This is a genomic window from Hymenobacter radiodurans (genome assembly GCF_004355185.1).
Taxonomy (GTDB): Bacteria; Bacteroidota; Bacteroidia; order Cytophagales; family Hymenobacteraceae; genus Hymenobacter; species Hymenobacter radiodurans.
Window position 1 is genome coordinate 1,678,250 of sequence record NZ_CP037922.1, and the last position, 24,294, is coordinate 1,702,543.

The 24,294-nt window shown below is 52.3% G+C and carries 28 protein-coding genes; 9 read left to right on the forward strand and 19 right to left on the reverse strand.

Features of this window, described 5'->3' with window-relative positions; all coding sequences use genetic code 11:
- Positions 1-42: 42 nt before the first annotated feature.
- Together EPD59_RS08230 and EPD59_RS08235 are read right to left on the reverse strand one after the other, a co-directional pair.
- Positions 43-810, reverse strand: a complete 768-nt coding sequence (locus EPD59_RS08230; RefSeq protein WP_133272366.1) for an MBL fold metallo-hydrolase — start codon at positions 808-810, stop codon at positions 43-45.
- Between the two features lie 69 nt (positions 811-879).
- Positions 880-1,338 carry a tellurite resistance TerB family protein gene (locus tag EPD59_RS08235; RefSeq protein WP_133272367.1) on the reverse strand — a complete coding sequence of 153 codons (459 nt, stop codon included), beginning with the start codon at positions 1,336-1,338 and terminating at the stop codon, positions 880-882.
- A gap of 245 nt (positions 1,339-1,583) precedes the next feature.
- On the opposite strand from EPD59_RS08235, the gene pfkA reads away from it, so the two are divergent.
- Both pfkA and EPD59_RS08245 read left to right on the forward strand, forming a co-directional pair.
- Positions 1,584-2,555: a 6-phosphofructokinase gene (pfkA, locus tag EPD59_RS08240; RefSeq protein ID WP_133274631.1), complete on the forward strand. Its 972-nt coding sequence runs from the start codon at positions 1,584-1,586 to the stop codon at positions 2,553-2,555.
- Positions 2,556-2,900: 345 nt separating this feature from the next.
- Complete coding sequence (locus tag EPD59_RS08245) at positions 2,901-3,329, forward strand: hypothetical protein (protein ID WP_133272368.1); 429 nt, start codon at positions 2,901-2,903, stop codon at positions 3,327-3,329.
- Between the two features lie 13 nt (positions 3,330-3,342).
- Here EPD59_RS08245 and EPD59_RS23590 read toward each other — a convergent pair whose 3' ends face one another.
- Genes EPD59_RS23590 through EPD59_RS08255 form a run of 3 tightly spaced genes read right to left on the reverse strand, consistent with a single transcriptional unit; the run spans position 3,343 to position 5,419 of the window.
- Positions 3,343-3,738, reverse strand: a complete 396-nt coding sequence (locus EPD59_RS23590) for a tRNA (adenosine(37)-N6)-dimethylallyltransferase (RefSeq protein WP_317128527.1) — start codon at positions 3,736-3,738, stop codon at positions 3,343-3,345.
- A complete protein-coding gene (miaA, locus tag EPD59_RS23595; protein ID WP_317128485.1) occupies positions 3,684-4,289 on the reverse strand; it encodes a tRNA (adenosine(37)-N6)-dimethylallyltransferase MiaA in 606 nt (201 codons plus the stop codon). Before miaA ends, EPD59_RS23590 begins: the two co-directional genes overlap by 55 nt.
- 2 nt (positions 4,290-4,291) lie before the next feature.
- Entirely contained in the window at positions 4,292-5,419 is a 1,128-nt protein-coding gene (locus EPD59_RS08255) for a glycosyltransferase (RefSeq protein WP_133272369.1), read from the reverse strand.
- A gap of 149 nt (positions 5,420-5,568) precedes the next feature.
- Between EPD59_RS08255 and EPD59_RS08260 the strand changes: the two genes are divergently transcribed.
- The 3 genes from EPD59_RS08260 to EPD59_RS08270 all read left to right on the forward strand — a co-directional run bounded on the left by EPD59_RS08260 (position 5,569) and on the right by EPD59_RS08270 (position 10,118).
- Positions 5,569-8,865 carry a PAS domain S-box protein gene (locus EPD59_RS08260; RefSeq protein ID WP_133272370.1) on the forward strand — a complete coding sequence of 1,099 codons (3,297 nt, stop codon included), beginning with the start codon at positions 5,569-5,571 and terminating at the stop codon, positions 8,863-8,865.
- Positions 8,852-9,673 (forward strand): response regulator, encoded by an 822-nt coding sequence (locus tag EPD59_RS08265; RefSeq protein ID WP_165963520.1) that lies wholly within the window; start codon positions 8,852-8,854, stop codon positions 9,671-9,673. Before EPD59_RS08260 ends, EPD59_RS08265 begins: the two co-directional genes overlap by 14 nt.
- A gap of 67 nt (positions 9,674-9,740) precedes the next feature.
- Positions 9,741-10,118: a response regulator gene (locus EPD59_RS08270; protein ID WP_133272372.1), complete on the forward strand. Its 378-nt coding sequence runs from the start codon at positions 9,741-9,743 to the stop codon at positions 10,116-10,118.
- Positions 10,119-10,238: 120 nt separating this feature from the next.
- On the opposite strand, the gene EPD59_RS08275 is transcribed toward EPD59_RS08270, so the two are convergent.
- The 5 genes from EPD59_RS08275 to EPD59_RS08290 all read right to left on the reverse strand — a co-directional run bounded on the left by EPD59_RS08275 (position 10,239) and on the right by EPD59_RS08290 (position 13,203).
- Positions 10,239-11,435, reverse strand: a complete 1,197-nt coding sequence (locus EPD59_RS08275; protein WP_133274632.1) for an aspartate aminotransferase family protein — start codon at positions 11,433-11,435, stop codon at positions 10,239-10,241.
- Positions 11,436-11,620: 185 nt separating this feature from the next.
- Positions 11,621-11,947 carry a hypothetical protein gene (locus EPD59_RS08280; protein ID WP_133272373.1) on the reverse strand — a complete coding sequence of 109 codons (327 nt, stop codon included), beginning with the start codon at positions 11,945-11,947 and terminating at the stop codon, positions 11,621-11,623.
- Positions 11,866-12,129, reverse strand: a complete 264-nt coding sequence (locus tag EPD59_RS21555) for a hypothetical protein (RefSeq protein WP_165963521.1) — start codon at positions 12,127-12,129, stop codon at positions 11,866-11,868. The genes EPD59_RS08280 and EPD59_RS21555 overlap by 82 nt, the downstream gene beginning before the upstream one ends.
- Before the next feature lie 33 nt (positions 12,130-12,162).
- Positions 12,163-12,621 carry a hypothetical protein gene (locus EPD59_RS08285; RefSeq protein WP_133272374.1) on the reverse strand — a complete coding sequence of 153 codons (459 nt, stop codon included), beginning with the start codon at positions 12,619-12,621 and terminating at the stop codon, positions 12,163-12,165.
- Positions 12,622-12,651: 30 nt separating this feature from the next.
- A complete protein-coding gene (locus tag EPD59_RS08290) occupies positions 12,652-13,203 on the reverse strand; it encodes an RNA polymerase sigma factor (RefSeq protein WP_133272375.1) in 552 nt (183 codons plus the stop codon).
- Positions 13,204-13,400: 197 nt separating this feature from the next.
- Between EPD59_RS08290 and EPD59_RS08295 the strand changes: the two genes are divergently transcribed.
- Positions 13,401-14,288 carry an RDD family protein gene (locus tag EPD59_RS08295; protein WP_133272376.1) on the forward strand — a complete coding sequence of 296 codons (888 nt, stop codon included), beginning with the start codon at positions 13,401-13,403 and terminating at the stop codon, positions 14,286-14,288.
- Between the two features lie 109 nt (positions 14,289-14,397).
- Here EPD59_RS08295 and EPD59_RS08300 read toward each other — a convergent pair whose 3' ends face one another.
- From EPD59_RS08300 to EPD59_RS08335, 9 genes are all read right to left on the reverse strand, one after another.
- Positions 14,398-15,123 carry a DUF481 domain-containing protein gene (locus tag EPD59_RS08300; protein WP_133272377.1) on the reverse strand — a complete coding sequence of 242 codons (726 nt, stop codon included), beginning with the start codon at positions 15,121-15,123 and terminating at the stop codon, positions 14,398-14,400.
- A gap of 117 nt (positions 15,124-15,240) precedes the next feature.
- Entirely contained in the window at positions 15,241-16,197 is a 957-nt protein-coding gene (locus EPD59_RS08305) for a transketolase family protein (RefSeq protein ID WP_133272378.1), read from the reverse strand.
- Between the two features lie 61 nt (positions 16,198-16,258).
- Positions 16,259-16,525, reverse strand: a complete 267-nt coding sequence (locus tag EPD59_RS22375; protein ID WP_240731674.1) for a hypothetical protein — start codon at positions 16,523-16,525, stop codon at positions 16,259-16,261.
- A complete protein-coding gene (locus tag EPD59_RS08310; protein ID WP_240731675.1) occupies positions 16,519-17,637 on the reverse strand; it encodes a vWA domain-containing protein in 1,119 nt (372 codons plus the stop codon). Before EPD59_RS08310 ends, EPD59_RS22375 begins: the two co-directional genes overlap by 7 nt.
- Positions 17,638-17,805: 168 nt before the next feature.
- A complete protein-coding gene (locus EPD59_RS08315; RefSeq protein WP_133272379.1) occupies positions 17,806-18,705 on the reverse strand; it encodes a transketolase in 900 nt (299 codons plus the stop codon).
- Positions 18,706-18,751: 46 nt separating this feature from the next.
- Positions 18,752-19,204, reverse strand: a complete 453-nt coding sequence (gene bcp / locus EPD59_RS08320; protein WP_133272380.1) for a thioredoxin-dependent thiol peroxidase — start codon at positions 19,202-19,204, stop codon at positions 18,752-18,754.
- Between the two features lie 11 nt (positions 19,205-19,215).
- Positions 19,216-19,776: a lipocalin family protein gene (locus EPD59_RS08325; protein ID WP_133272381.1), complete on the reverse strand. Its 561-nt coding sequence runs from the start codon at positions 19,774-19,776 to the stop codon at positions 19,216-19,218.
- A 56-nt stretch (positions 19,777-19,832) separates the two neighbouring features.
- Positions 19,833-21,827, reverse strand: coding sequence for a M23 family metallopeptidase (locus tag EPD59_RS08330; RefSeq protein ID WP_165963522.1), 1,995 nt, complete (start codon positions 21,825-21,827; stop codon positions 19,833-19,835).
- Between the two features lie 52 nt (positions 21,828-21,879).
- Complete coding sequence (locus EPD59_RS08335) at positions 21,880-22,494, reverse strand: fumarylacetoacetate hydrolase family protein (protein ID WP_133272383.1); 615 nt, start codon at positions 22,492-22,494, stop codon at positions 21,880-21,882.
- A 303-nt stretch (positions 22,495-22,797) separates the two neighbouring features.
- Here EPD59_RS08335 and EPD59_RS23600 point away from each other — a divergent pair, with 303 nt between their 5' ends.
- Genes EPD59_RS23600 through EPD59_RS08345 form a run of 3 tightly spaced genes read left to right on the forward strand, consistent with a single transcriptional unit; the run spans position 22,798 to position 24,182 of the window.
- A complete protein-coding gene (locus EPD59_RS23600) occupies positions 22,798-23,190 on the forward strand; it encodes a M48 family metalloprotease (RefSeq protein WP_317128486.1) in 393 nt (130 codons plus the stop codon).
- Positions 23,139-23,594, forward strand: coding sequence for a M48 family metallopeptidase (locus tag EPD59_RS23605; protein WP_317128487.1), 456 nt, complete (start codon positions 23,139-23,141; stop codon positions 23,592-23,594). Before EPD59_RS23600 ends, EPD59_RS23605 begins: the two co-directional genes overlap by 52 nt.
- 24 nt (positions 23,595-23,618) lie before the next feature.
- A complete protein-coding gene (locus tag EPD59_RS08345) occupies positions 23,619-24,182 on the forward strand; it encodes a hypothetical protein (RefSeq protein ID WP_133272384.1) in 564 nt (187 codons plus the stop codon).
- Positions 24,183-24,294: the final 112 nt, after the last annotated feature.

Consider the following 24,294-nt stretch of genomic DNA (forward strand, 5'->3'; position numbering starts at 1 on the left):
GTGCCGGCGATATACAAAGGGCAGAACTGAAACTGCCTGAGGCTACATCTCTATCTTGAGGCCATCGTAAGCCAGCCGGATAAACTCCGGCAATTCGGCTTCTACGTCGCGGTGGCGACCTAACAGGTGGCTAATATGCGTGAGATAACCGCGCTGGGGGGCTAAATCCGTGAGAATGTCAACCGCTTCGGGTAGTGAGAAATGCGAAATGTGTGGCTCCCGCCGCAGGGCATTCAGTACAATTACTCGCGAACCTCGAATCCGTTCCATCGAGGCCGGCGAGATATAATTGGCATCGGTCAAGTACGTGAAATCACCGATTCGGTAGCCTAACACGGGGAGCTTGTAGTGTAAAGCCCGGATGGGATGCACCTCAATACCTTCTACCGAAAAGCTATTTTGGTCGTCCAAGATGGGAATCGTTTGCACGCGGGGTACACCGGGGTACTTGTAATCAGCAAAAATGTAGGCAAACTCCCGTTTCAGCTGGTCAAGCACTCGCTGCTCAGCATACACGGGCATATCGCGCTGTTGCTTAAAGTTGTAGGAGCGGATGTCGTCCATTCCGGCCGTGTGGTCTTTGTGCTCATGGGTGAAAACCAACGCATCCAGGTGGTCAATGCGCTCCCGCAAAACTTGCTGGCGAAAGTCGGGACCCGAGTCAATGACGATGCTTTTGCCCCCCACTGCCACATGCACCGACACGCGCAGGCGCTTATCACGATAATCCAGGGAGCGACAAACGGCGCAGTGACACCCAATGACGGGTACGCCCTGCGAGGTGCCCGAACCGAGAATGGTAATTTGCATGCCAGAGAAAAATCAGCTGCCGGAAGTGCCGACGAGCTCCAATACAACGGCCAAGATACGGCCTACCTGCTACTCACAGCCGCCACCGCTGTTTTGCTCGTTGTAATTCAGAAATGCCTGGGTTTCTTCCTTAATCTGCTCGCGCGGCAGTCCATCTTTCACACCCAGCGAAATTTTGCGCACCAGAACGCCCACAATTGCTTTGCGGAAGCCCAGCTTACAGGCCATATCAACGCAGAACTCCATCTCGTGGTCATCGACCACGCCATCGGCCAGCATCATATCTACCAAGTCGAAGATCTGATCGAAGCGCTCCGAGTCATTATCGGGCAGGAGCATGTTTACGCTGCCTGAATTGGCCACCACACTGCGCACATCAGCCGGGCGCATGCCGTTTTTTTTGCCAATGGCCACGATAAAATTCATTTCTCGCTCGTCAATATGACCATCGGCCTTCGCCAGCGCGGCCAAGTTCACGATATGGCTTTTAATCTTCTTGGCTTGCTCATTTTCAAAAAAACCGAACATACAGAGCGTTGCTTAAGTACAGGGTGGGTAGGATGGGAACGGCACTAACAGTCGTAACGCAGGCTCCGACCAAATGGTAAGGTAGGAGGTTGACCCGAAGGTTCCAATAGCGCCCTTTACGCAGATGGCCAAAAAACAGCCAGCCTTGGGGGCTTTTTAGAACTCGGCAATTGTCTGCTGCAATATTAGCTTGGATTTGCCACCTTTGCCCCGCCGCTTTAGGCAGCTTTCAATTCTGATTAATGATGAAACGTATTGCAGTTTTTACCAGTGGCGGCGATTCGCCCGGCATGAATGCCTGTATCCGTGCCGTAGTGCGCACGGCCGTGTACCACGGTATTGAAGTGTATGGTATTATGCGCGGCTTTAAGGGCATGATTAAAGGAGAAATCGTGAAGCTTGACTCCGCCTCGGTTTCGAACACCGTGCAGAAAGGCGGTACTCTGCTCAAATCAGCCCGCAGCCAGACCTTTATGACGAAAGAAGGGCGTCAGCAGGCCTTCGACCAACTTAGCAATCATAAAATTGACGGCTTGGTAGCCATCGGCGGCAACGGTACGTTTACCGGGGCCATGCTTTTTGAGCAGGAATTCGGCATCCCGACAGTAGGCGCGCCCGGCACGATTGATAACGACCTTTTCGGTACAGATTATACCATTGGCTACGATACGGCCGTGAATACAGCGCTGGAGGCCATTGATAAAATACGCGACACAGCCGATTCGCACGACCGCTGCTTTTTTATTGAGGTAATGGGCCGCGACTCGGGTTACATCGCCATTCCCTGTGCTATTGGCGGTGGGGCCGAAATCGTGATGATTCCGGAAACGCAGATGTCGACGGAAGCCGTCATTGATACCTTACGCTCTGGTTGGAAGCGCTCGAAAACCTCCTTCATTGTTATTGTAGCGGAGGGCGACGAAGAAAACAACGCCACTACCGTAGCTGCCAAGGTAAAAGAAGCCATTCCTGAACTAGATACTCGCGTGACCATCATCGGCCACGTGCAGCGCGGCGGCTCTCCAACTGCCGCTGACCGCCTCTTAGGCTCCCAGATCGGGATTGCTGCCGTGGAAGGTCTGATGAATGGAATGCATAACGTGATGGCTGGTATCGTAGACCGCAAGCTGGTTTACACACCTTTTCACGATACTATTTACAAGAAAAAGCTTATCAACCAGAGCTTTATGCGAATGGTAGAAATTCTGTCGGTATAGAATCTGAATACCTTTCTTCAACAATTAAAAACGCCCGAAAGGGCGTTTTTTGTGCTCTATACTTTACGAGTGCAGTTATGGTATATATTGCTGATTCTTATTATTTCCTTTCAACTTCATCCAGCTTCAATCCATACTCATGACTTCTTATTTCCGTGTCTTTTTAGTGTTTATGCTTAGTATAGCTGCTTCTTCAGGTAGCGCACAGTCAACCGACGCTAGACGCTTAGGTACATTACAACTGGGAGTGGGGACGGCCATGATGGGCACCGGCGATTATAAGATGCTAAAAGCGCATTTGGAATACGAAATGCTTTTGCAAGACACTTCGGCTCAGGTACACGTTTGGCTGTTGCTGGTGGTAGTAGTGAAGAGCGAATTCAAACGGTATATAATCCGCAGAAACCGGGGAGTCCTGGCGTAAATGTACCCGTATCGCAGAGCTATCAGACAGCAAATCTGGAGCAGGAGTTTTATGTATATCCTTTCGGAAATGATCAACAAGCACGTTTTTTTCTGGGTGGCGGCGGCTACGTAGGTCACTCAAACCGGTATGGCTATCCGCAAAATCACATTGACTTTGCCACCAATGAAACTAGCTTAGACCTCGAACACGAAAAGGGTTTTCATGCTGGTTATATGTTTTCCCTCAACCTTGACCTTCGGCTTGGCCAGACACAAAATTGGTTGATAGGTGGTAAAACCTCATTTCAGAACGATACGTTTGGCAATTCTCTCCTCGCCCTGCAAATCAAAGTTGGCCGACGCTTTTAAGTCGGCCTACTTATTAAGCTCGCTCATGGGGATGAGCAGCCAGTAAAGCCATAATTTCTTCTTCGGCTGCATCGGGGTGCAGCCAATGATACGCCGGGTCGCGGCGTAGCCAGGTAAGCTGGCGCTTGGCGTAGCGGCGGGTGTTGCGCTTAAGCAGGCGCACGGTTTCAGGCCAATCTTGCTTGTCATCCAGAAAATCGAATATTTCCTGATACCCCACCGTTTGCAGCGCATTGTGGTGCCTATGCGCAGTCACTGACTCAACTTCCGCGAGCAGGCCCGATGCCAGCATCTCGTCTACACGCTGATCGATGCGGGCGTATAATTCTTCCCGCTCTCGGGTAAGGGCGATTTTTAGTGAGTCAAACGGGCGCTGGGGGCATTTTTTTGCGCATGAAAGCTTGAAAATGGCTGACCCGTGCCGCGTGTTACTTCGAGGGCGCGTAGTACCCGTTGCGGATTTTGGCGATCGAGGCGGGCATAGGTAATGGGGTCAGTAGCCAGCAACTCGGCTACCAGCGGCTCTAGGCCGTGCGCAGCGAGTTCCTGCTGCAAGCCTGTCCGCACCTCTGGCTCAATGGGTGGCATCACGTCAAAGCCTTCCGTCACTGCCTGCAGGTATAAGCCTGAGCCGCCCGTCAGGATTACAATGGCGTGATCCTGAAATAGTTGTTCTAGTAGTGCCAAACAATCTACCTCAAAGCGGCCCGCATTATATTCTTCCGTAATAGAATGCGAATCAATAAAATAGTGCGGCACGTCCTGCATTTCAGCGGAGGTAGGTTTGGCCGTGCCAATACTTAGCTCCCGAAAAAACTGCCGCGAGTCGGCAGATACTACAACGGTTTCTAGGCGTTGGGCCAATCGAACGCATAACGCCGTTTTGCCAACGGCCGTAGGCCCGGCTACTACCAGCAGTAGCGGGCGCTGGGGGGCTTTTTTTAACGAAGAATCAGGCATGGTCAGGCCGGGATAGGTGCCGGTTGTAGTAAGGTAGCGTAGAGCGCCAGCAGGGTTTGTTCCTCATGCTGCCAATTCAGTTCAAGGCGGGCCCGACGGCAGTTGGAAGCTAGTTGATGATAGCGCGCCGGCTCATCGCGAAGCAGCCGATTGATGGCCGTGGCTATGGCGTCGGGCGTTAGCTCCACCACCTCTGCTACATCATACAGGTCATTGAGGCGTCGGTATTCGGGAAAGTCCACAATGAGCTGTGGTACGCCGGCGTGCAGATAATCGAAAAACTTGTTGGCCAGTGAATAATAGTAGCTCATCCCACGATTTTCGAGCAGCATAATACCCAGCGACGCCTGCCGCGTGATTTGGCGTAGCTCAGTCGGCAATACAAACCCCCGAAATTCAACCTGTCCGCTGGCCAGCAGCCCTAATTTCCGGGCCCTCTCCCGCAGCGAAACGGACAAGTCGCCTTCGCCGCAGATGATCAAGCGCGCCGTCACTTGGGGCATGGCATCAAGCAGTGCTTCCAAGCCGCGACCCTCATTCAGCACGCCCTGATAGAGAATATACCCCTCGGTGGGTGCTGCGGTAGGCGTGGGGGGCAATTCTGCCGTTTCCAGGCAACTCACGTTGCGTACTACCGCGAACGGTTGGCCGTATTGTTGCACAAACCATTGCGCCAGCGCCGGCCCTACTGTGTATGCTAAGGCAGCCCGGGGTACAATAAATTTTTCTACCAGTTGCCAAATGCGTTTTGTAACCGGACGGCCCACAACCTCAGGTACTTCCGTGAACAATTCATGCGCATCATACACAAATGGCTGGCCACTCAACCTAGCGCGCAGCCACATAGGGAGGGCTGTGTCTAAGTCGATGGCACACCACACGGCCGCTTGTTGCTGAATTAAATACAAAAACAATTTTAAGTTATATTCTAAATAGAATAACTTGCCTTTTTTAAATACACACCGTAATCGATGCTGCTTGTATGGCTTAGGGCTAAGCGGCTGGGAATCGGGCCATTCGCGCCCAATTAACAGCACTGCGTAGCCATGAACAGCCAAGCTACCGCAAATTCGCTGCATGCGCTGATCATAGTTCAAATCGGTGGTGACCGCAAAGAGCAAAGGACGCATACGAAGGCGGGCACAATACGCTATTTACCAACAAGCGAAATCAGATGGTAAAGCGCGGTTTTTGATATATTTTTGACAAATTTAGAAAGTTAAACCGCGTACTGGCCGGTGGTTTAATTTGAGTTGACCCGCCGGTGCTACCTCTTGCAATGCCTATTCGCGCCTCATCATCGCTTCCCCCTTCCGCGCTCGGAGCCCTTCCGGCTCAGCCGGACTTCTACCGCACCCTATTCGACGACGCGTATGATGGATTATTACTTTACGATGAGCAGGGCCGATTGGTAGACTGCAACCAGACAGCTCTACGCATGCTGGGCACAACGCGGCCTATGTTGTTAGCTTCGGGCCTGATGGCTTTTGCCATGCCTCCCGCCGACGAGCGTCAGGATCATTGGCTTTCGGAGTTGATGCTTCGCGAAGCCGTGTTGCTTACTGCCCGTACCGGTGAAAGGTTCTCAAAGTGGTGGCATGGACGGCGCACCGATCATGTCATGGTGGATGGTTGGGTAACGCTTCATCGCGTGCAGATGCCCGTAGGCCTGCGCGTACAGCTCACCCTACGCGATGTAACCAAAGGGCGCCGCCGCCACGAGGCGGGCGAGCAGCGTCAGCAGGCAGATCGGACCCAGCAGCAGTTGCGTGATGTACTCAGCCGAACTGACCTGTCGTATGTGCTGGTGAATCGTGAAGGCGTAATACAGGATGTAAACGACTTCTTTCTCAACTTCACCGAATACTCGCGGGCCGAACTGCTAGGAAAAAACTATTTCGATCTGTTCCCGCCTGCCTCCGATCAGGAGTTGAGTCGACAGTCATTCCTGCAAAATATTAAAGAGGAGAGCGTTGCAGATGCCTGCGAATTTCCGCTGGTAACCAAACTGGGCCAGACGCGACTGGTGCACTGGCATGTTGAGTTTGCCCGCGACTTTGATCAAAACGTTACAGGAGCATTTTTCGTGGGTCGGGACCATACCGACCGCCAAGTTGCTGCCCGCGCCCTTACCGACAACCGCAATCGTCTCCAGGATTTCCTCGACAATGCACACGATCTGATTCAGAACCTGAGCATTGACAACCGCTTCCTGTTCGTGAATAAGGCCTGGAAAGAAAAGCTAGGCTACACCGACGATGATCTTACACAGCTGACTCTCAATGAGGTAGTGCATCCCTACTACAAAGCGAAGCTGCTCTATCAGCTGCGTAATCTGTATAAGGGTGAGAAGGTGAATAAGCTCGAAACCGTTTTTCTGACCAAAACAGGTAAGCCAGTTCACCTGATTGGGAGCATCTCCTGCTCCTGGCAGGATAATGAGCCGGTTTCGACCCGCGCTATTCTGCATGATATTACGGATCGTATCAAAGCAGAGCGACTCCAGAAAGTATATTATAGTATTGCTAACCTGGCGATTAGCTCTAAAGATTTGAACTCGCTCTATGGGGCGATTCATCGGGAGCTAAGCAAGATTATCGAAACCAATAACTTTTATATTGCCCTCTGCGACGATGCCCGCACCACGCTGCAGTTTGCGTATTTCGTTGATCAGAACTCGCAGGGAAGCAGAGGGATGGGCGCGCGACCCTTCTCCACGGGCGTCTCGGAATACATTATTCAAACGGGACGGCCGCAGTTTTTGCTGAAGCATGAGCTACACGAGCTGATTGCAGACGGTACCATCACTGCCTTTGGCCTGATGCCGGAGGTAATGCTGTGCTCCCCACTGAGTATTGGGGAGCGCATCATCGGCGTAATTGCCGTGCAGGATTATCACAAAGCCGACGCTTACGCCACCACCGATATTGAGATTCTGCACTTCATTTCCAACCAGGTAGCCCTGGCCATTGAGCGCAAGCGCAATGAGGAGATGATCAATAAGCAGAACGCGCGTCTGAACGCCATTTTCGAAAGCGGCTCCCACCTGATGTGGTCCGTGGATATGCATTCGCGCCTCACGTCATTCAACCGTAACTACGCCGCTTATTTCCTGCGGCGCAACGGCGTATATCCCGCTCTGAATGTGAACCTCTGGCAGGCTGATATGGCCATGATGGATGAGGAGGCGCACGATATTTTTCAGGAAAACTACAAGAAAGCATTCCAAGGCTTGGCGCAACGATTTGAAGTGCGCCTGCGCGACGCTCGGGGTCAGGATACGTGGCGGGAAATCTACCTCAATCCCATTTACCTCGACGACGGCTCCTTCGAGGAGATTTCGGGCATGGCCCACGATATCACGGCGACGAAGAGCTCGCAGCTGGAGCTGGCGGCTCAGGAAGAGAAATTCCGGGCCATCTTCGAGTCTTTCCAAGACATTTATTATCGTACTGACGACCAAGGGATTATCACGATTGTGAGTCCTTCGGTATACGAGGTATTGGGATATAAGCCGGAGGAAGTGCTGGGTAAGCGCATCGTGGACTATTACGTCAACCCCGTTGACCGTGACCGACTTCTAACGGAAGTGGCTACGAATGGGTCCCTGCGCAACTTTCCTGCTACCCTACGCCATAAAGATGGCCATGGCGTGCCGCTGCTCATTAATGCTCGCGCTGTATCAGGAGCACTGAGTGGGACTGAAGGCATTGCCCGTGACATTACGGAGCTGAAGCAAACCCAGGACAAACTCAGTCACGCCAAGGAGGAAGCTGAAAGTGCGCTGGAGGCTAAAACTCAGTTCCTGGCCAATATGAGCCATGAGCTGCGGACGCCTATGAACGGCATCATCGGTATGATTGATTTGCTGCACCAGACGGTGTCAAGTGAGGAGCAGGAAGACTATGTAGATACACTCCGCAAATCGTCGGATGCACTATTGGCTATTCTAAACGACATCCTAGACTTGTCGAAGATTCAGGCTGGTAAGCTTCAGCTGAGCGAGTCAGGTATTGATCTGCATTACACGCTCGATAAGCTGCATTCGCTGTTCTCCAATCGAGCGGCTCAAAAAGACTTGCAATTTAGCTACCATATAACGCCCCACACGCCGCGCTTCATCCACACCGATGAAACGCGTCTGCTGCAAGTGCTTTCCAACCTGACTTCCAATGCCATTAAGTTTACCTCCCAAGGCTTGGTGAATATTCAAGTGTCATCAGTTTCGACTGATGGGGATAATCACACCTTGCGCTTTGCGGTGCAGGACTCGGGCATCGGTATTTCAGCGGAGAATGAGAAGCTGCTCTTTACCAATTTCACGCAGCTTGATACCACGCCGACTAAGTCATTTGGCGGTACGGGCTTGGGCCTAGCCATCAGCAAGCAACTTGCTGAGCTGCTGGGGGCGAAATTGGCGTTATTTCCAATGAAGGCGTCGGTAGTACTTTCTGGTTTACGATTCAGTGCAGCGTGGCGCGCAACGAGGACGAGATTCTGCAGGAGCGCATTACGGCTCGCGAGCGGACGCAGGAAGTTTCGCACTTCGAAAATGCCCCCAAGTGCTACTAGTTGATGATAATCCCATCAACCAGAAGGTAGCCGTGCGCCTGCTCGACCGGTTGGGCTGCAAGATTGACGTGGCAAGCGACGGATTCGAAGCCATCAGCAAAGCCACCAATCCGAAGGCAACCTACGATATCATCTTCATGGACATTCAGATGCCGGAGATGGATGGCGTGACGGCTATGAACGAAATTCGGCGGCGCCTAGGCAAAAAAACGCCCCCCGTAGTAGCCATGACAGCATATTCCATGAAGGAAGATGCTGAGCGCTTTGTGCAGGAAGGCATGGATGATTACGTGTCGAAGCCCGTCAAGACCCAGGACCTCTATGCGGTGTTGCGGCGCTGGACTACCATCACAATGGAGCCTGCCACCACTCCGCGCCTTATGGGAACGGACACTCCTGTGCAAGAACCCGAACCAGTGCCAGTGCCTGCACCTGAACCAGTTGCGGAACCTCTGCCCGAAGAAACCGCTAACAGCATTGATACTGCTGTGCTGGAGCAACTTCGGCAGCTGGGAGGAAGTGAATTTGCTGCACAACTATACAACGACTTTGAGCGCGAGGTGAGCCAATTATTGGAAGAGGCCACGGCATTGGTCAAGGCAAAAGAATACACTTTGATCCTGCCTCATTTACATCAACTCAAAGGCACAGGCTTTACACTAGGCATTAATCAGTTGGCCGAATGTGCTAAGAGTCTGGAACATACCATTAAAGAAGGTAAGTTTACTGGCATTGAGAAGCGTTTTTCCTCCTTGTTGCGTTACTTTAGGGAGTTCGTTGCCACTTACCCTGAAGTCACCCAAGCAGTATAAGTCAATCTATATTTCATACTTTCTGTACTTTTCTCTCCACCTCATCTGAACCTAAATCTATTCCATCATGGCCGAGTCCAAAACGATTCTGATTGCGGAGGATAGCTCCGTTATTCTGAACCTGACAAAAAAAATTCTGGAACTGCAGAAATACCACATCCTTTCGGCCAAAAATGGGAATGAGGTCATCAAGCAGATGGAAAGCCAGCCCATCGACTGCGTATTGATGGACATCAACATTCCGGTGAAAGATGGTATGGAATGCACCCGCGAAATTCGCCGCAGCTCGAACCCGCAAGTTGCTCAGGTGCCTATTATTGCCATCACTGGTAATGCAAACAACTACTCTATGGAGCAGTTTCGCGAAGCTGGCATTACCGACTATCTGCCTAAGCCTCTTGACTTTGATGCCTTGGTGCGCGTCGTAAAGCAGTACGTAGGATAAGACCTTACAAGCGTCCATCATCCATACAAAAAAGGACCTTTTTACAGTAGAACAACTGGCTTTACACGGCTCGTTCTGCTGTAAGAAGGTCTTTCTTCTATGTGGGTATTCTGCTGACTCTTAGTGACCGGTTACGTAGTTTATGGCTCGCAAAAGAGCCGCGCAGGCTTCATCAATTTCACCGTCAGTAATGGTGAGTGGTGGAGCGAGGCGAAGAGAGTTGTCACAGAATAAAAACCAGTCAGTCAGTATTCCCTCATGTTCCAGGGCACGGTCGATGATGGGCTTGAGAACATCGTAAGAGTCGAACTCGACGGCCATGAGCAAGCCCTGCCCACGTACATCCCTGATAGCTGGGTGCACAAGCAGACGGCGGAACCGAGCCGCTTTTTCAGCTACACCTGCTAACAGTTTTTCTTCCAAAATAACGCGCAACGTAGCCAAAGAAGCCGCGCAGGACACTGGGTGCCCCCCAAAAGTAGTGCAATGCCCCAGCACTGGATTGCTGCGAAGGCCTGCCATAATAGACTGGGGGGCAATGAATGCCCCGATAGGCATGCCGCCGCCCATCCCTTTGGCGCAAAGCAGAATATCGGGCCATATCCCGAACTGCTCGAACGCCCAAAATGAGCCGGTGCGTCCAAAACCGCACTGAATCTCGTCTAGAATAAGAAGTGTGCCGGTATAGAGGCAGCGCTTCCGGAGGGCTTGTAGATAATTGTTCTCTGGCACTCGTACGCCCGCCTCACCCTGCACTGTCTCGATAATAACGGCTGCCGTACGCTCCGTAATATGCTGCAGGTCAGAGAAATCGTTGAACTCTATGTGGCGAACATCGGGCAGTAGGGGGCGGTAGCTGCGCTTAAATCCTTCGGAGCCGGTGACGGACAATGCGCCGTGAGTGGAGCCATGGTAGGCACGATGGCAGGAAATAAGCTCCGTGCGGCCGGTGTGGCGCTTTGCTAGCTTGAGTGCACCTTCGACCGCTTCGGTGCCCGAATTAGTAAAGTAAACAGCATCGAGGTGAGCAGGCAGAGTTTGGGTCAGGGCGTGCGCCAACTCGGCCGGTGGGGCCTGCACCAATTCGCCGTATACCATCAGATGCAAGTATTTATCAAGCTGATATTGAATAGCTTGAATAACCTTTGGGTGACGATGGCCCACGTTGCTTACGCCAATACCCGAAATCAAATCTAGATAGCGCCGACCATCAGGCCCGTACATGTACACGCCTTCGGCCCGCTCTATTTCCAGCAGTAATGGAGAGTCGGATGTTTGGGCTTGATGCCGCAGAAAGAGTTGACGAGGGGTAAGCATGCGAGTGAACAAAAGATTCTGGGGGGCAAAAGTAAGCACCTCGGGGTCGGTAGCTAAAGTATTGTCAGCTCTGATGAGCATTTGAGCCTCGACGCTTGCAATTTGCCCCCCAGTTCATAACCTATACTCAACAAAAAAGAGGCTGAATGCTCAGTCTCTTTTTTTACTAGTTGCTTGGCGTATGCTTAATTGGAGGTGCCTGGGGTGGCTGCCGGCCTGCCCGACCGCCCGCGAGGGCCGCTGGCCTGACGCTCGGTTTTCATTTCCTTCATCATCACGCGGCCAAACTCGCGCTCGGCCTTATACAGTTGCGCTACCTGCCGGGCCGAAATCACCTTCTGAAATTTGGCGAAATAATCCTCTGTCATGTTCAGCTCGTTTTTCGACACTGCAATGATCTGCTTGAGGTTGTCGCGGGCCTGATCGTCCGTCATGGTGGGCGTAGCACTGCGGCGGAGCTGATCGTGGGTGCGGCGCAGGTCGCGGCGCTTGGTGCTGTATTCGTTATACAAGGGCCAGAAACGCTGGCCTTGTTCGGGGTAAGCGCTACTTCGCGGGTGATGTAGGCAATGCGCGCATTTTCAATGCGGGCCTCAATATCGGCGGAGCGGGTGTTTTGGGCACGCAGGGTTGGTAGGGCAATTAGCAGAAATACCAAAGCCAAACCTAAGCGAGATAAGAGGGAATTATTCATAGTGAAGAGAGAGCAAAAGGGAGAAAGGAACGGCTAGTAGTAAGCTTCATCAAGCGTAGGAGGCCCCAGCGCAGCTTCTAATTCTTGTGGCGAGGCTTGCAGAAAATAAGCCATTAGGTTGTCATCAGGTAAAGGCAAGCTGGCCAGGTCCTCGGTTTCCAACTGATTGTTGACGGCCAGATATTCAATTAGGGCGGCATCGGGCACGGCTGCCAACTCAACCGTGGGGGACAAATTTGAGGTTTGCGTAGCGGGCTGGCTTAGGTAGAAGGCCGTCGAAAAGCCCCCCAGAACCAGCGCTGAGGCTAAAGCCGTGCGTAGCGGTCGGGAGAGGGTTATCAGCCAGCCCCACATCACCGACTCAGTGGTGGCTTCGGGCTGCACGCGCGCCATTATCTGGCGCGGCAGTTGGTCGAAGTAACCGGCTGGGGGCGAGGCTAGTGGTGGTTGCGGCCGGCGTGGGTGGTCATCGAGCCGAAAAGGAGTTTTCATATGCATTGGATGCGGCTGGGGCCGCGAGGTTTAATCGGCGGAAGATTCTTCGGTTACGTATTGCTCAATCTTTTTCACAGCATGGTGATAGGAGGCTTTCAGCGCCCCCACCGACGTGCCCGTCACGTCGGCCATCTGCTCATAAGTCATCTCGTCGTAGTACTTGAGGTTGAACACCAGCCGCTGTTTGTCGGGGAGGCGAAGGATGGCTTTCTGCAGCTTGCGCTCTATCTCATCGCCGGCCAGCAGCGGGTCGGCTTCTATTTTGGCCGCTAATTCGGCCCCCACATCATTCAGGGGCAGGAAAAACTTGCGGCGTTTGCTTTGCAAAAAGCTCAGGCACTCATTGGTGGCAATCCGGTAAATCCAGGTGTAAAGCGACGCGTCCTGACGAAAATTGCCCAGGTGCTTCCACACCTTCACAAAGGTGTCTTGGGTGAGGTCATCGGCATCGTTGTGGTCCACCACCATCTTGCGCACGTGCCAGTACACCTTCTGCTGATACTTGCGCACCAACTGATTGAAAGCCAGGTTGCGGCTGGCAGGATCTTGGAATTTGAGGAGGATTTCTTGGTCTTCCAAGTAGGAGGGGAGAAATTAGGAGCGGCGGTATTTGTAAGGTTAGATAATAGTGATAGACGAAGGTTTAAAGGCGGATAAAATAATTACTTTGAAGGATAGGCTTAGTCTAATAAATAGCTAGTAAATTGCCACATAAATCTTGAAAGAGTTAGTGATAATTTCCCCCTCAATAAATTCTAAAAAATCATTTTAAGTTTATGATACCTGATAAGAGTGTCAATGTAGGCACAAGACTTGGCTCAATGCTTATAGATCATTTCTTTATGATATTTATATGCATGGCTTTTTCTTTGCCTTTGATGATAAAGCAATTTTCAGAGGCTTTTACCATCTCTCATGAGCCTCAGAAGTTTGGTGACTTTACGGGCCCTCTATTTCAACTATCTCTTTTAGGGTTTGCATTGTATTTCTGTAAAGATTGTATCAACGGAAGAAGCATAGCAAAACGCATTTTGAAACTACAAGTAGTTAATAATAAAACACTGAAAGTAGCTTCGCCTTTGCGTTGCTTTTTAAGGGATATATTTATTATTATATGGCCAATTGAGGTAGTTGTTGCACTTATAAACCCAAGTAGACGGATTGGTGACTTGATTGCAGGGACAAAAGTTATTGCTTATGATTCAGTTAGTGTACAGAAAGAATTAAATTTTACTCAAGTTGTAATTTCAGTTGCGCTCTCATTTGGGCTTATATCTTTGCTTATTTCGCCAATCTATTTATTGATGCCTGCACCTCATAAAGTAGAATATATTGAAACATCCTATAATAGTGTCGCAAGCAAAGCACTCGAAAAGCTTTATACTGATAGCCTTAGTGAAAATTTAGAAGCAGACGTTAAAGTATATGACAAAATAAAAAACAGTAATCTAAAATATATTTCTGTGATATATAAGCTCAAGGAAAACTATCTAGAAGATGAAAGCAAGGAGGAGAAAATAAAAAAATTAACTATGAGTCATCTATATTCAATGTATCCTGAAAATGAGTTTACTGGACAAGCTCAATATATTTATAAAACTGATGGTAGTATGCAGAATAATACTAATTATATAGGTGTACAGAATGCGAGTTCTAGTAATTGATGCTTAATAATATTATTGGGGAGGTTTAGTAAAATATAATAAATATTTGTGTTATCACATAATTCATATGTCGCAAACGTTGGATTCGATACCGTAAACCAATATTTGACTACTTATTCGTAGCGTAAGAAAGCCCTACTGTTAAGTTCGTATTATCATTAAAGCGGCCTTCAATCACTCTGCTTTCGTGGGTGTAGTTATAAGTAAAGTTAGCGGCTAAGCGACGCGAAAGCTTTAGAGCAATGGTTGTTAAGTTGCTAAAGCGATAATCACCAAAATCGCTGAGGGAAGGCTGATAGTAAGTGAGCGCGCTCAGGGTAACGATGCTACGTGAGTAAGCTACCTTCAGCCGAGCGGAATTGCGGGCCGTAACGCGCTCCGTACCATCCTGAAAATTGGTCGACTCGCGGATAATAAGATTACTCACCGATATTTCACGCCCCAGCGAATCGGAGTAGAAGGCCCAGCCCGGCCCAGCGCCCAGCTGCACCCGGCGGTCGATGCCACGCAGGTTGCTACTCTCGAAGCCACCGATGCCATAGAAGCGGAAACGCCCGAAGCGGTAATAAGGCGTCGCGTTCAGCAGAAACTCCCTTTCCTTGAGTAGGCGGTCCTGCTTGCCATAAATAAAGCTTCCACTTAAGGGCAGACCAATATGCTCGCCGCGGGTGAAAGTGGCGGTGTGGGCAGTAGATAGTAGGGTGCGGTTCACGCCACCTGCACTGTAAGCACCCGTCAACTGGCCGGTATATACGATAAGCGTCGTGTCGGGGGGCAAATCCTGGGCCTGCACGGAACAAGCAAGCAACACGAGAAGTAAGGCTAAAAGGTGCATGGGATGACGGAAAAATCAAGGGCCGGCATGCAGGCTGACCATTGGTTGGAGATAAATAAAACAGTCCGACGCCACGGGGGCATCGGACTGTTATTGGAATGATTCGGCTGGTTGGCGCTATTTTTTGCGGGCCATAACCCGTTCTACAGCCGCCACGATGTCGTTTTCCATCAGCCCGTATTTCTCCATGAGCTGATCGGGAGTGCCGCTCTCACCGAAAGAGTCGTTGACGGCCACCATTTCCAGGGGAAGCGGCTCTTCGCGGGCCAGCAGTTGGGCTATGCTGTCGCCGAGGCCACCGTTCATCTGGTGCTCCTCCGCCGACACCACGCACCGCGTTTTGCGCGCCGATTGCAGAATCGCGGCCGCATCCAGGGGCTTGATAGTGTGGATGTTAATGATTTCGGCATCAATACCTTTTTCGGCCAGAAGCTTACCCGCCAGGATAGCTTTCCAAACCAAGTGTCCGGTGGCAAAAATGCTAACATCAGTTCCCTCGTTGAGCATCACGGCTTTACCGATTTCAAACTGCTGGTCGGCGGGGGTAAAGTTGGGCACCACGGGCCGGCCGAAGCGTAAATACACCGGACCTTCATGATCGGCAATGGCGATGGTGGCCGCTTTGGTTTGGTTGAAGTCGCAGGGGTTGATGACGGTCATGTGGGGCAACATGCGCATCATGCCCAAGTCCTCCAGAATCTGGTGGGTCGCGCCGTCTTCACCGAGCGTAACGCCCGCGTGGGAAGCACAGATTTTCACGTTTTTGCCCGAGTAGGCAATGCTCTGCCGAATCTGGTCGTAGACGCGGCCGGTACTGAAGTTGGCGAAGGTGCCCGTAAACGGAATTTTGCCCCCTATAGTCATGCCAGCAGCCATGCTCATCATGTTGGCTTCGGCAATCCCTACCTGGAAAAAGCGCTCGGGAAAATCTTTCTTAAACGCATCCATTTTGAGCGAACCCGTGAGGTCAGCGCACAAGGCTACTACGTTTTCGTTGGTTTTGCCAAGCTCATGCAGGCCAGCGCCAAAGCCTGAGCGCGTGTCTTTGGATTCGGAGTAGGGGAATTCTTTCATTATGAGTAAGAGGTTGTAGTAACAGAACGAGCAATTCCCTTCCTTTTCAGGAAGGATACTTTTATTTCCCAAACATACTCACCGAAGTCGTCTGTCCGCTGCGGATGGTAAAATTCCGCACATCCGTAAACTGACTGCCGGTGGAGTTTTTGGTACGAAATACCAGGCGGTAGGCACCCGGCTGCATTGTCAGGTTGATTTTGCTGGTGGATTCAGGCAGGTTATAAATCCAGGTTTGCGACTCGTCGTCGTTGAGTTGATAAATACTTCCGTAGCCCGCCAGATCCGTGACAATGTTCAGCGTGCCGGGCGCCGGGTACGTCACCATTGTTTCCTGACCTTGTTTGATTGTGACGCGCCGGATAAGGCGCGGCAGCGTAAGCACTTCCACTTCATAATTGCCCCCAGCAGCTTCTGCCTGCTTCCAAAAGGCAGCGCCACCACCGTAGCCTCCTGGCCCTGCGCCCGCACCACCGCCTGAACCGTGCCGTAGGGGTTAGGCGTCATGTTTGGCCCCTGCAAGCGGAGCGTACCCTGTGGCGTTTTGTAAGTCAGTAAGTTGGCTTGGCCCGGCTTTATTTTCAGGTCGGCTTGGCGTACGGGCGGCACCGTATTGATAATGAGGTCGTAGGACTGAAGCGCATCGATGTCGAGCACATCGGGCTGGCCTTTGGCGTCGCGGTAATGCACGTAGTTGTATTCGGGCTGACCAGTGGCGCTGTTGATGAAGGTCATGTTCACGTTGCTTTCCACGGGCTTGCCATCGGCATCGGTGAGATTTACCCGGACGGTCGTTTTTTGTAGAGTCTGGGTAATAACATTGTCAAGCACTGAGCGAAAGGTCTTCACATCGGCCGCATTATAATACTGGCCGAGACATTCGAGCTGCTTGCCAAACTCTTTTTCGGCCCCGATGCCAATGACAAAAGGCTTCAAAAAGATATGCTTGCGCTGCAAGGCCAGCGACGTAGCACACGGGTCGCCCTGGCAGGATTCGAGGCCGTCGGTAATGAGAATGAGCACGTTACGGGCTGTTTTATCAGCCGGAAAGTCATTGGCCGATTGCAGCAGCGAATACGTGATGGGCGTATTGCCACGCGGTTGCAGGGTCTGCAGCTTGGCTTTAATGGCCTGCGCATTTTTAGAAGCGAAGGCTACTTCCAGGCGCGAGTCTTGGCAGTTATTTTCCTCCCGACTGTACTGATGGCCGTACACGCGCAAACCCAATTCCAGATTTGGGTAGGTGTTCAATGAGTCTACCATCTTAGCCAGCAGGCTCTTAGCAACTTCCATGCGCGGCCTACCTTCCCACACTGCTCCCATGCTCCCCGAGGCATCAAGCAAAAACAGGATGCGGGTAGTGCGAGGCTTTGCGGGGGGCAAATTCTGCGCGCACAACGGGGCTGTGAGCACCAAAATGCCCCCAGCAGTATTCCGCACAGGCACCGGAGTTGGCTCATAAGCAGGCGGCTAAGTTGAACGTCATGCAGCGCAGCGCGAAGCATCTCGCGTGCCTAGTAAGCGTGGTAGCCTCATATCAGCACGCGAGATGCTTCGTGCTGTGCTGCATGACGTTCAATTTTATAAAGCCCAGACTGCAGCTCAGATTTAATAGTCTGACGCTTCTTCTACCAAGAGCTGCTGCAAAGCTTTCTCCAATTGTTCATCGTTGGGAGCCACGCCGTGCCACTTGTGCGAGCCCATCATGAAGTCGACCCCTGCGCCCATCTGCGTGTCCATCAGCACCATAATGGGTTGGTCCTGACCGAGTAGTTGGCGTGCTTCTTCCAGCGTAGCAATAAGCTTTTCGAGGTCGTTGCCGTCGGTTTCGAGTACGCGCCAGCCAAAAGCTTCAAACTTGGCGCGCAGGCTACCCAGGTTCATAATTTCTTTGGTAGAGCCGTCGATCTGCTGACCGTTACGGTCCACAATGGCAACCAGGTTGTCTACCTTGCGGTGCGGCGCGTACAGGGCCGCTTCCCATACTTGGCCTTCATTCAGCTCGCCGTCGCCCATGAGCACATACACCGTGCGGTTGTCCTTATTGAGCTTTTTGGCTTGAGCCGCCCCAACGGCAACGCTCAGTCCTTGGCCCAATGAACCTGAGGCGATGCGCACGCCGGGCAGGCCTTCTTCCGTGGCAGGGTGGCCTTGCAGGCGCGAATTGAGCTTCCGAAACGTAGACAGCTCACTGACCGGAAAGTAACCCGAACGCGCCAGAACAGAGTAGAATACCGGCGAAATGTGCCCATTCGATAGAAAAAACAAATCCTCATCGTGGCCTTCCATCGAGAAGTCTGGATTGTGCTTCATGATGCGGAAGTACAGCGCCACCAGCAGATCGGTGCAGCCCAGCGAGCCGCCGGGATGGCCCGAATTCACGGCGTGAACCATGCGTACTATGTCGCGGCGTACCTGCGCGGCAATCTGTTTTAGCTCAGCAATGCTTTTTTCGCGCTGAGCGGGCTGGGTTTCGGTCTGTACGTTGGCGGAACTGGACTGCGACATATAGTAGGTTTTGAGAGGAGGTTTGGAGCGAAGATAAGGGGTGAAATTATGCGCCAAGCAGCTGAGCCGCGTGATTATTGGTGTCTACTTTCGCTATTATCTTTTCGATGTTGCCCTGCTCATCTATCAGAAATGTGTGGCGCATGGTGCCCATATACTTGCGGCCGTACATCGATTTCTCCTGCCATACACCGTAGGCTTCCACTATTTTCTTGTCTTCATCTACCAATAGCGGGAAGGGTAGGTCGTATTTGGTGGCGAATTTCTGGTGCGACTTTTCTCCGTCGATGCTCACACCCAATACTTTAATGCCAGCGGCGCGCAACTCAGCCTGGTTGTCGCGCAGATTGCAGGCTTGGGCCGTGCAGCCCGAGGTGTCATCCTTAGGGTAGAAGTAAAGCGCGACTTTCTGCCCGCGCAGGTCTTGCAGGCGAATAAGGTTACCGTTTTGGTCGAGGGCTTCGAAATCGGGGGCGGGTTCGCCGGGCTGAAGAGACATGGGGGCAAATATTAGGTTAAGCTGGTTGCGGGTTGGGAGGTGAAGATGAGCTTTTCTGTCGGAAAGCCGGCAGCTTGCGCCACTGCAATTAGTTGCTCACGCACGGGCTGAGCCAGTTGGGGTGTGCGGCTCAGCAGCCACAGATTCTCGCGGCCGGGCTCACCTACCAGCACGTATTGATATTCAGGGTCGAGGTCTAGAATCCAGTAGTCGCCTTCGAAGGGCCAGAAAAAGCTAACCTTGAGCTTGGCGTTCGTGGCAGAATCCACTACGCGGGCCACGCCACGCACTATCTCCAGCGAGCCGGTTGGGCTGCCTTTGCGGCAGCTGTTCACCACAGTTACTTTTCCGTCCGGCCGCAGCGTATATTCAGCCGTCACGTGCTGGCAGCCTTTTTCAAAACGAGTAGGAAGGCGGGCGATTTCATACCAGACCCCCATGTAACGCGCCAAGTCGACGTGCTCAACTACAGCCAGCGGTGCCCGACGACGGCTCCGCGAATACACCAGGCTCGCCGCCGCTACAGTAACAGTGGCGGCCGCTGCAAAAAGAATAGGACGACGAGTTTTCATAGGTTGGTGCTTGGTTAGAAATGTGCTTCAGGTGGATGCGGTTTTGCCCCCAGCGCTTAAATCTTGAACTGCAGAACTTTCTCATTGCCGGCCTGATCGGTTAGGCGTAGCTCCGCTTCGCCGGCCAGAGGTACCGTTTTGTCCTTCGGATCGGTGAATAAGGTAGCGTTTTTGTATTCGTAGCGCAGCATGCGCCACTGCCCGTTCACCAGCAAACGGTAGCTGCTCAGCCCCGAAAGATTATCTCCTACTATAAAGGTGAGGCCTGCCGGCGACTTGCGCACCAGGCGCGCCGTTGGAGCCAGCGTATCGGTCAGAATACGGAAGGAGCCGAACGTTTTCACCGGGAATGTAATCTGTTCACCATCCCATTTGCCCCCCTGATAGATGCGAGCGCCTTTGTAGTTGATCATGTACACGGCCGAACGAGTTTTGTCGGCCACGGCCACGGGCGGCTTCAGGGTAGCTTGCAGCGGCTTAAATAAAGGCGTGCGCGCATTATGGATTGTCCAGAGCCCTTCTTTGTAACCGTTTTGCAGATACAGGGTATCAAACAGCGTAAGGGGAGAGAAAACCAGATTCTGGACTCCGTTGGCAAATGACTGCTCCGACGCGGCCGGAATAAGGGCTTTCGGCTCGAAGGCCTTCGTCAGCTGCCCAAAGCGAATGGAATCGGGCAGGCCGGCCCGCAGATCGTAGAGGTATACATTCTCACTTTGCACCGTGTAGCTCGGCACGACCTCGAGGCGGCGGTTGCCGCGCATCAGCGTAATATTTGCCCCCTGGCGGCTGGTATCCGGATCGGTGGCCACTACCTTGAGAATATTGCGGTTGATATCGTAGCGCAAGGCCGGCTTGCGTACGCTGGCATTGCGGGTTTTAAAGTAAGCCGGCTTCTGGCCGCGCAGCACAAACGAGAAGGGCGTGGTATTACCATACGAGTCGCTCATTCGCACTTCAACCGTATATAGCGCCCCATCTTCTAACCGCAATTTGCCCTTATTGCCGTTGGTATTATAGATCGGCAGCGTATTGCCATCATCCACGAAGAGCTTTTCGAAAGTGCGGCCGTTCGTCTGTTGCCACTGATAATCAATGTGCTGCGAAATCTGGCGGGAATCGCTAAAAGGGACAGCGTCGATAACATGACGATAGTGAGGCTGTCCGTTTACGCGCACTTCCACCCGTTGCAGGCCATTGCGGTTAGTAGCGAAATCGAAGCGGTCGAAGCCCTGGACAAACAAGCCCACGGTGCCAAAAGCTGTGATGGTATCGGGGTGGACGTAAGGCGTGCCGGGAACTGAAGGCGTGGGGGGCTTTTTAGGCGTAAAAACTGCCTTGTCGAAGCGTCCTTGTACGCGAGCCTCAATACCGAGGGGCTCTACGGCAAAGGCCTGCAATGTAGGTGCTATGTGGTCCTGAATCTCCGCAAAACCCCCGAAGCGCAACGGATTTAGCTGTCGATCTTCCGCGTCGCGCACCTCCCAGTGCAAGTGCGGGCCACCCGAGCCGCCCGTGTTGCCCGACATGGCTACAATATCGCCGCGCTTTACCACGAACTGGTTTGGCGTTGGAAACAGCTCCAGCTCAAATGTTTGTTTGGCGTACTGCTGCTGGCGAAGGAAATCTGCCACCGGCCCTTCGAAGGTGTTGAGGTGACCGTATACCGTCGTTAGTCCGTTGGGGTGAGTGATATACAGCACATTGCCATAACCGAATGCCGATTGCTTTAGCCGCGATATGTAGCCATCGGCGGCGGCGTACACTGGCAAACCAATGCGGCCATCGGTTTTGATATCCAAGCCACCATGAAAGTGGTTGGCCCGAATCTCTCCCATGCTGCCCGTCAAAAAGTTAGGCTTGCCTGGCTTAATGGGAAACATGAAATAGTCGGCCGGCACGCTGTCCAGCGGCGTGATGGGCCGGGTGGCCTTGGTTTCGGGCGCTGCTTTCGCCGCGCCGCGCGGCGAAACCGGCCCATTGAACGGGGCCGGCCGCAGACTCATAGCCGCCAAGGCGGCCACTCCGGCTACTACAGCTAACCCACTCATCTTTACTATTTTATTACTGCCTCGAACTTGGTACTGCACAATTTTAAACGCTTTACTTAACAGCAACATCCAACAACTTTTCGTTCTCTATATACCCCTCCAGCCGGTCGCCAATATGCACAGGACCCACGCCGCTGGGCGTGCCAGTAAAAATCAAATCCCCCATTTTTAACGTAATAAAGCGGGATATGTATGCAATCTGGGCGGCAAAATCGTGTAGCATCATGCCGGAGTTGCCCTGCTGCCGAACTTCACCATTAACTTCCAGTCGGAAGTTGATATTGCCCAAATCAGCAAATTCAGTCACGGGCTTAAAGGTGGTAGAAAGCGGCGCTGAGCCATCGAAGCCCTTCGCTAACTCCCACGGCAGGCCTTTCGCTTTGGCTTTGCTTTGCAGGTCGCGGGCCGTGAAATCAATGCCTAGCCCGATAGCATCGAAGTAATTAGAGGCAAACTGAGGCTCGATGTTCTTTCCGTTCTTACAGATGCGCATCACCAACTCAATTTCGTGGTGAATATCCTGCGAGAAATCGGGGTAAAAGAAGGGCTGATTGCGCTGCAATAAAGCCGTGTCGGGCTTGGCGAAGATGACGGGCTCGTCGGGCGTTTCGTTTTTAAGCTCAGCTATATGTTCGGCATAATTACGACCGATGCAGAGTATTTTCATTTCTGTATGATGCTTAGTGACTTGAGCTTAGCCTGTCAGCCGGGAGTGTGCCCCAGGAATAAGCGGCTCCCGCAGCCACAGGCCTGTGCAGCCAAAATTAGGGCTATTTCTGTGGCGTAGGAAATAAATAAGGCTTCGCTCACCATTAGAACTGCTAAGGTCAAGCGGTTAGCACTAAACATTTACCCTAGGCGCTATCGTATAGGCTGAAGCTACTAAAGCTGGGCTGTAAGGCGGTTTGGCCTTATAAATGCTATGCTTTGGGAGTTAAGTGCCATTTTATTCCAAAGCAATCTTACTGTCATGTTTAAAAAGTTTCTTGTAGCCAGCTGTCTGTTTGTGGCAGTAGGCTGCTCTACCGTTCCAATTACGGGTCGTCGCCAGCTTAGCTTGGTGTCTGATGCCGAGATAAATACCCTGGCCGCCCAGCAATACCGCGAGGTAATCAGCCAAAGCAAGCTTTCATCTAATTCCACCCAAACGGCCATGGTACGGCGGGTAGGACAGCGCATACAGCAGGCTGTAGAAACATATTTTCGCCAGCAGAATGCGCAGGATCAGCTATCTGGCTATGCTTGGGAGTTTAATCTTATTCAGGACGATGCGCAGCAGAATGCCTGGGCAATGCCGGGGGCAAAACGGCCGTGTATACCGGTATATTGCCTATTACCCAAGACGAAAATGGTCTTGCCGTAGTAATGGCTCACGAAATAGCGCACGCCGTAGCCAAGCACGGCAGTGAGCGGATGAGTCAGGGTTTGGTACAGCAACTCGGTGGTCAGGCCTTGGGTGCTGCCCTTTCAACCAACTCCGCCACCACCCAGCAAGTAGCTTTGCAAGCCTTTGGCGTAGGCTCGCAGTTGGGCCTGCTTCGTTACGGTCGCAACCAAGAGTCGGAAGCTGATCGATTGGGCCTTATCTTTATGGCTATGGCGGGCTACAACCCCGATGGAGCCGTTGGTTTCTGGCAGCGTATGGCTGCCCGCGACAATGGAGCATCGCCACCTGAGTTCCTCTCCACGCACCCTTCCAACGAAACGCGCATCAACGATATTCAAAGCCTGCTACCAGAGGCGCGTAAGTATTACAAAGCGCGCTAATCCCGTTGCTACTGTCTGTATCCAATGAAATTTGCCCCCCAGTCTTTCGTGCGTCGTGCATTGCCCTTACTTGTTGTGCTGCTGGCCTCGCTGGCGGCCTGTGAAACCAGTAAGCGCGGTATTCCAGAAGTCAATGCTGCGGACGGCACTGATCTGGAGCGGCGGCAGTTGGAAGTGAGCAGTAAGCTGGTAGGGCGAGTAATTGAGGGCCAGATAGAGTACGTGGTGCCCCGCGCACAGCTCGCAACTGGCTTCATCCGGCAGTTCAACGACGGTACCGTTGTTGACAAAACTACCATCCGCAAGGTGCAGGGCAGCCCCAAGGACAAGGCTATTTATTACCTGGTGGGCATGGGACTGCGCAATGGTATGTACCGCGCTATGGCTATTCCGCTGGAAACCTCCACCGACAATAGCCTGTACCTGCGCTCCAATGCCGAACGCTATATCGTGACGAGTGTGGGGTGTACGTTCTGTTACTTCTCCTTTGAGAAAAGCCGCATAACCGGTACCGAATGCGAAGAAAATACTGGCGGCAGCCGCTGCGACCTGGAGGTAGAAAGCAACAATAATTTCTTTCCCCGCTAATGAGCCGCAAGTGGATAATTCGCCTCACCCTGACCGCGCTGGCTCTGCTGCTGACCACTGATAAGCGTCCGGAAAAGAAACCCACCAACGACAAATAAAAAAGGGCCGCTAC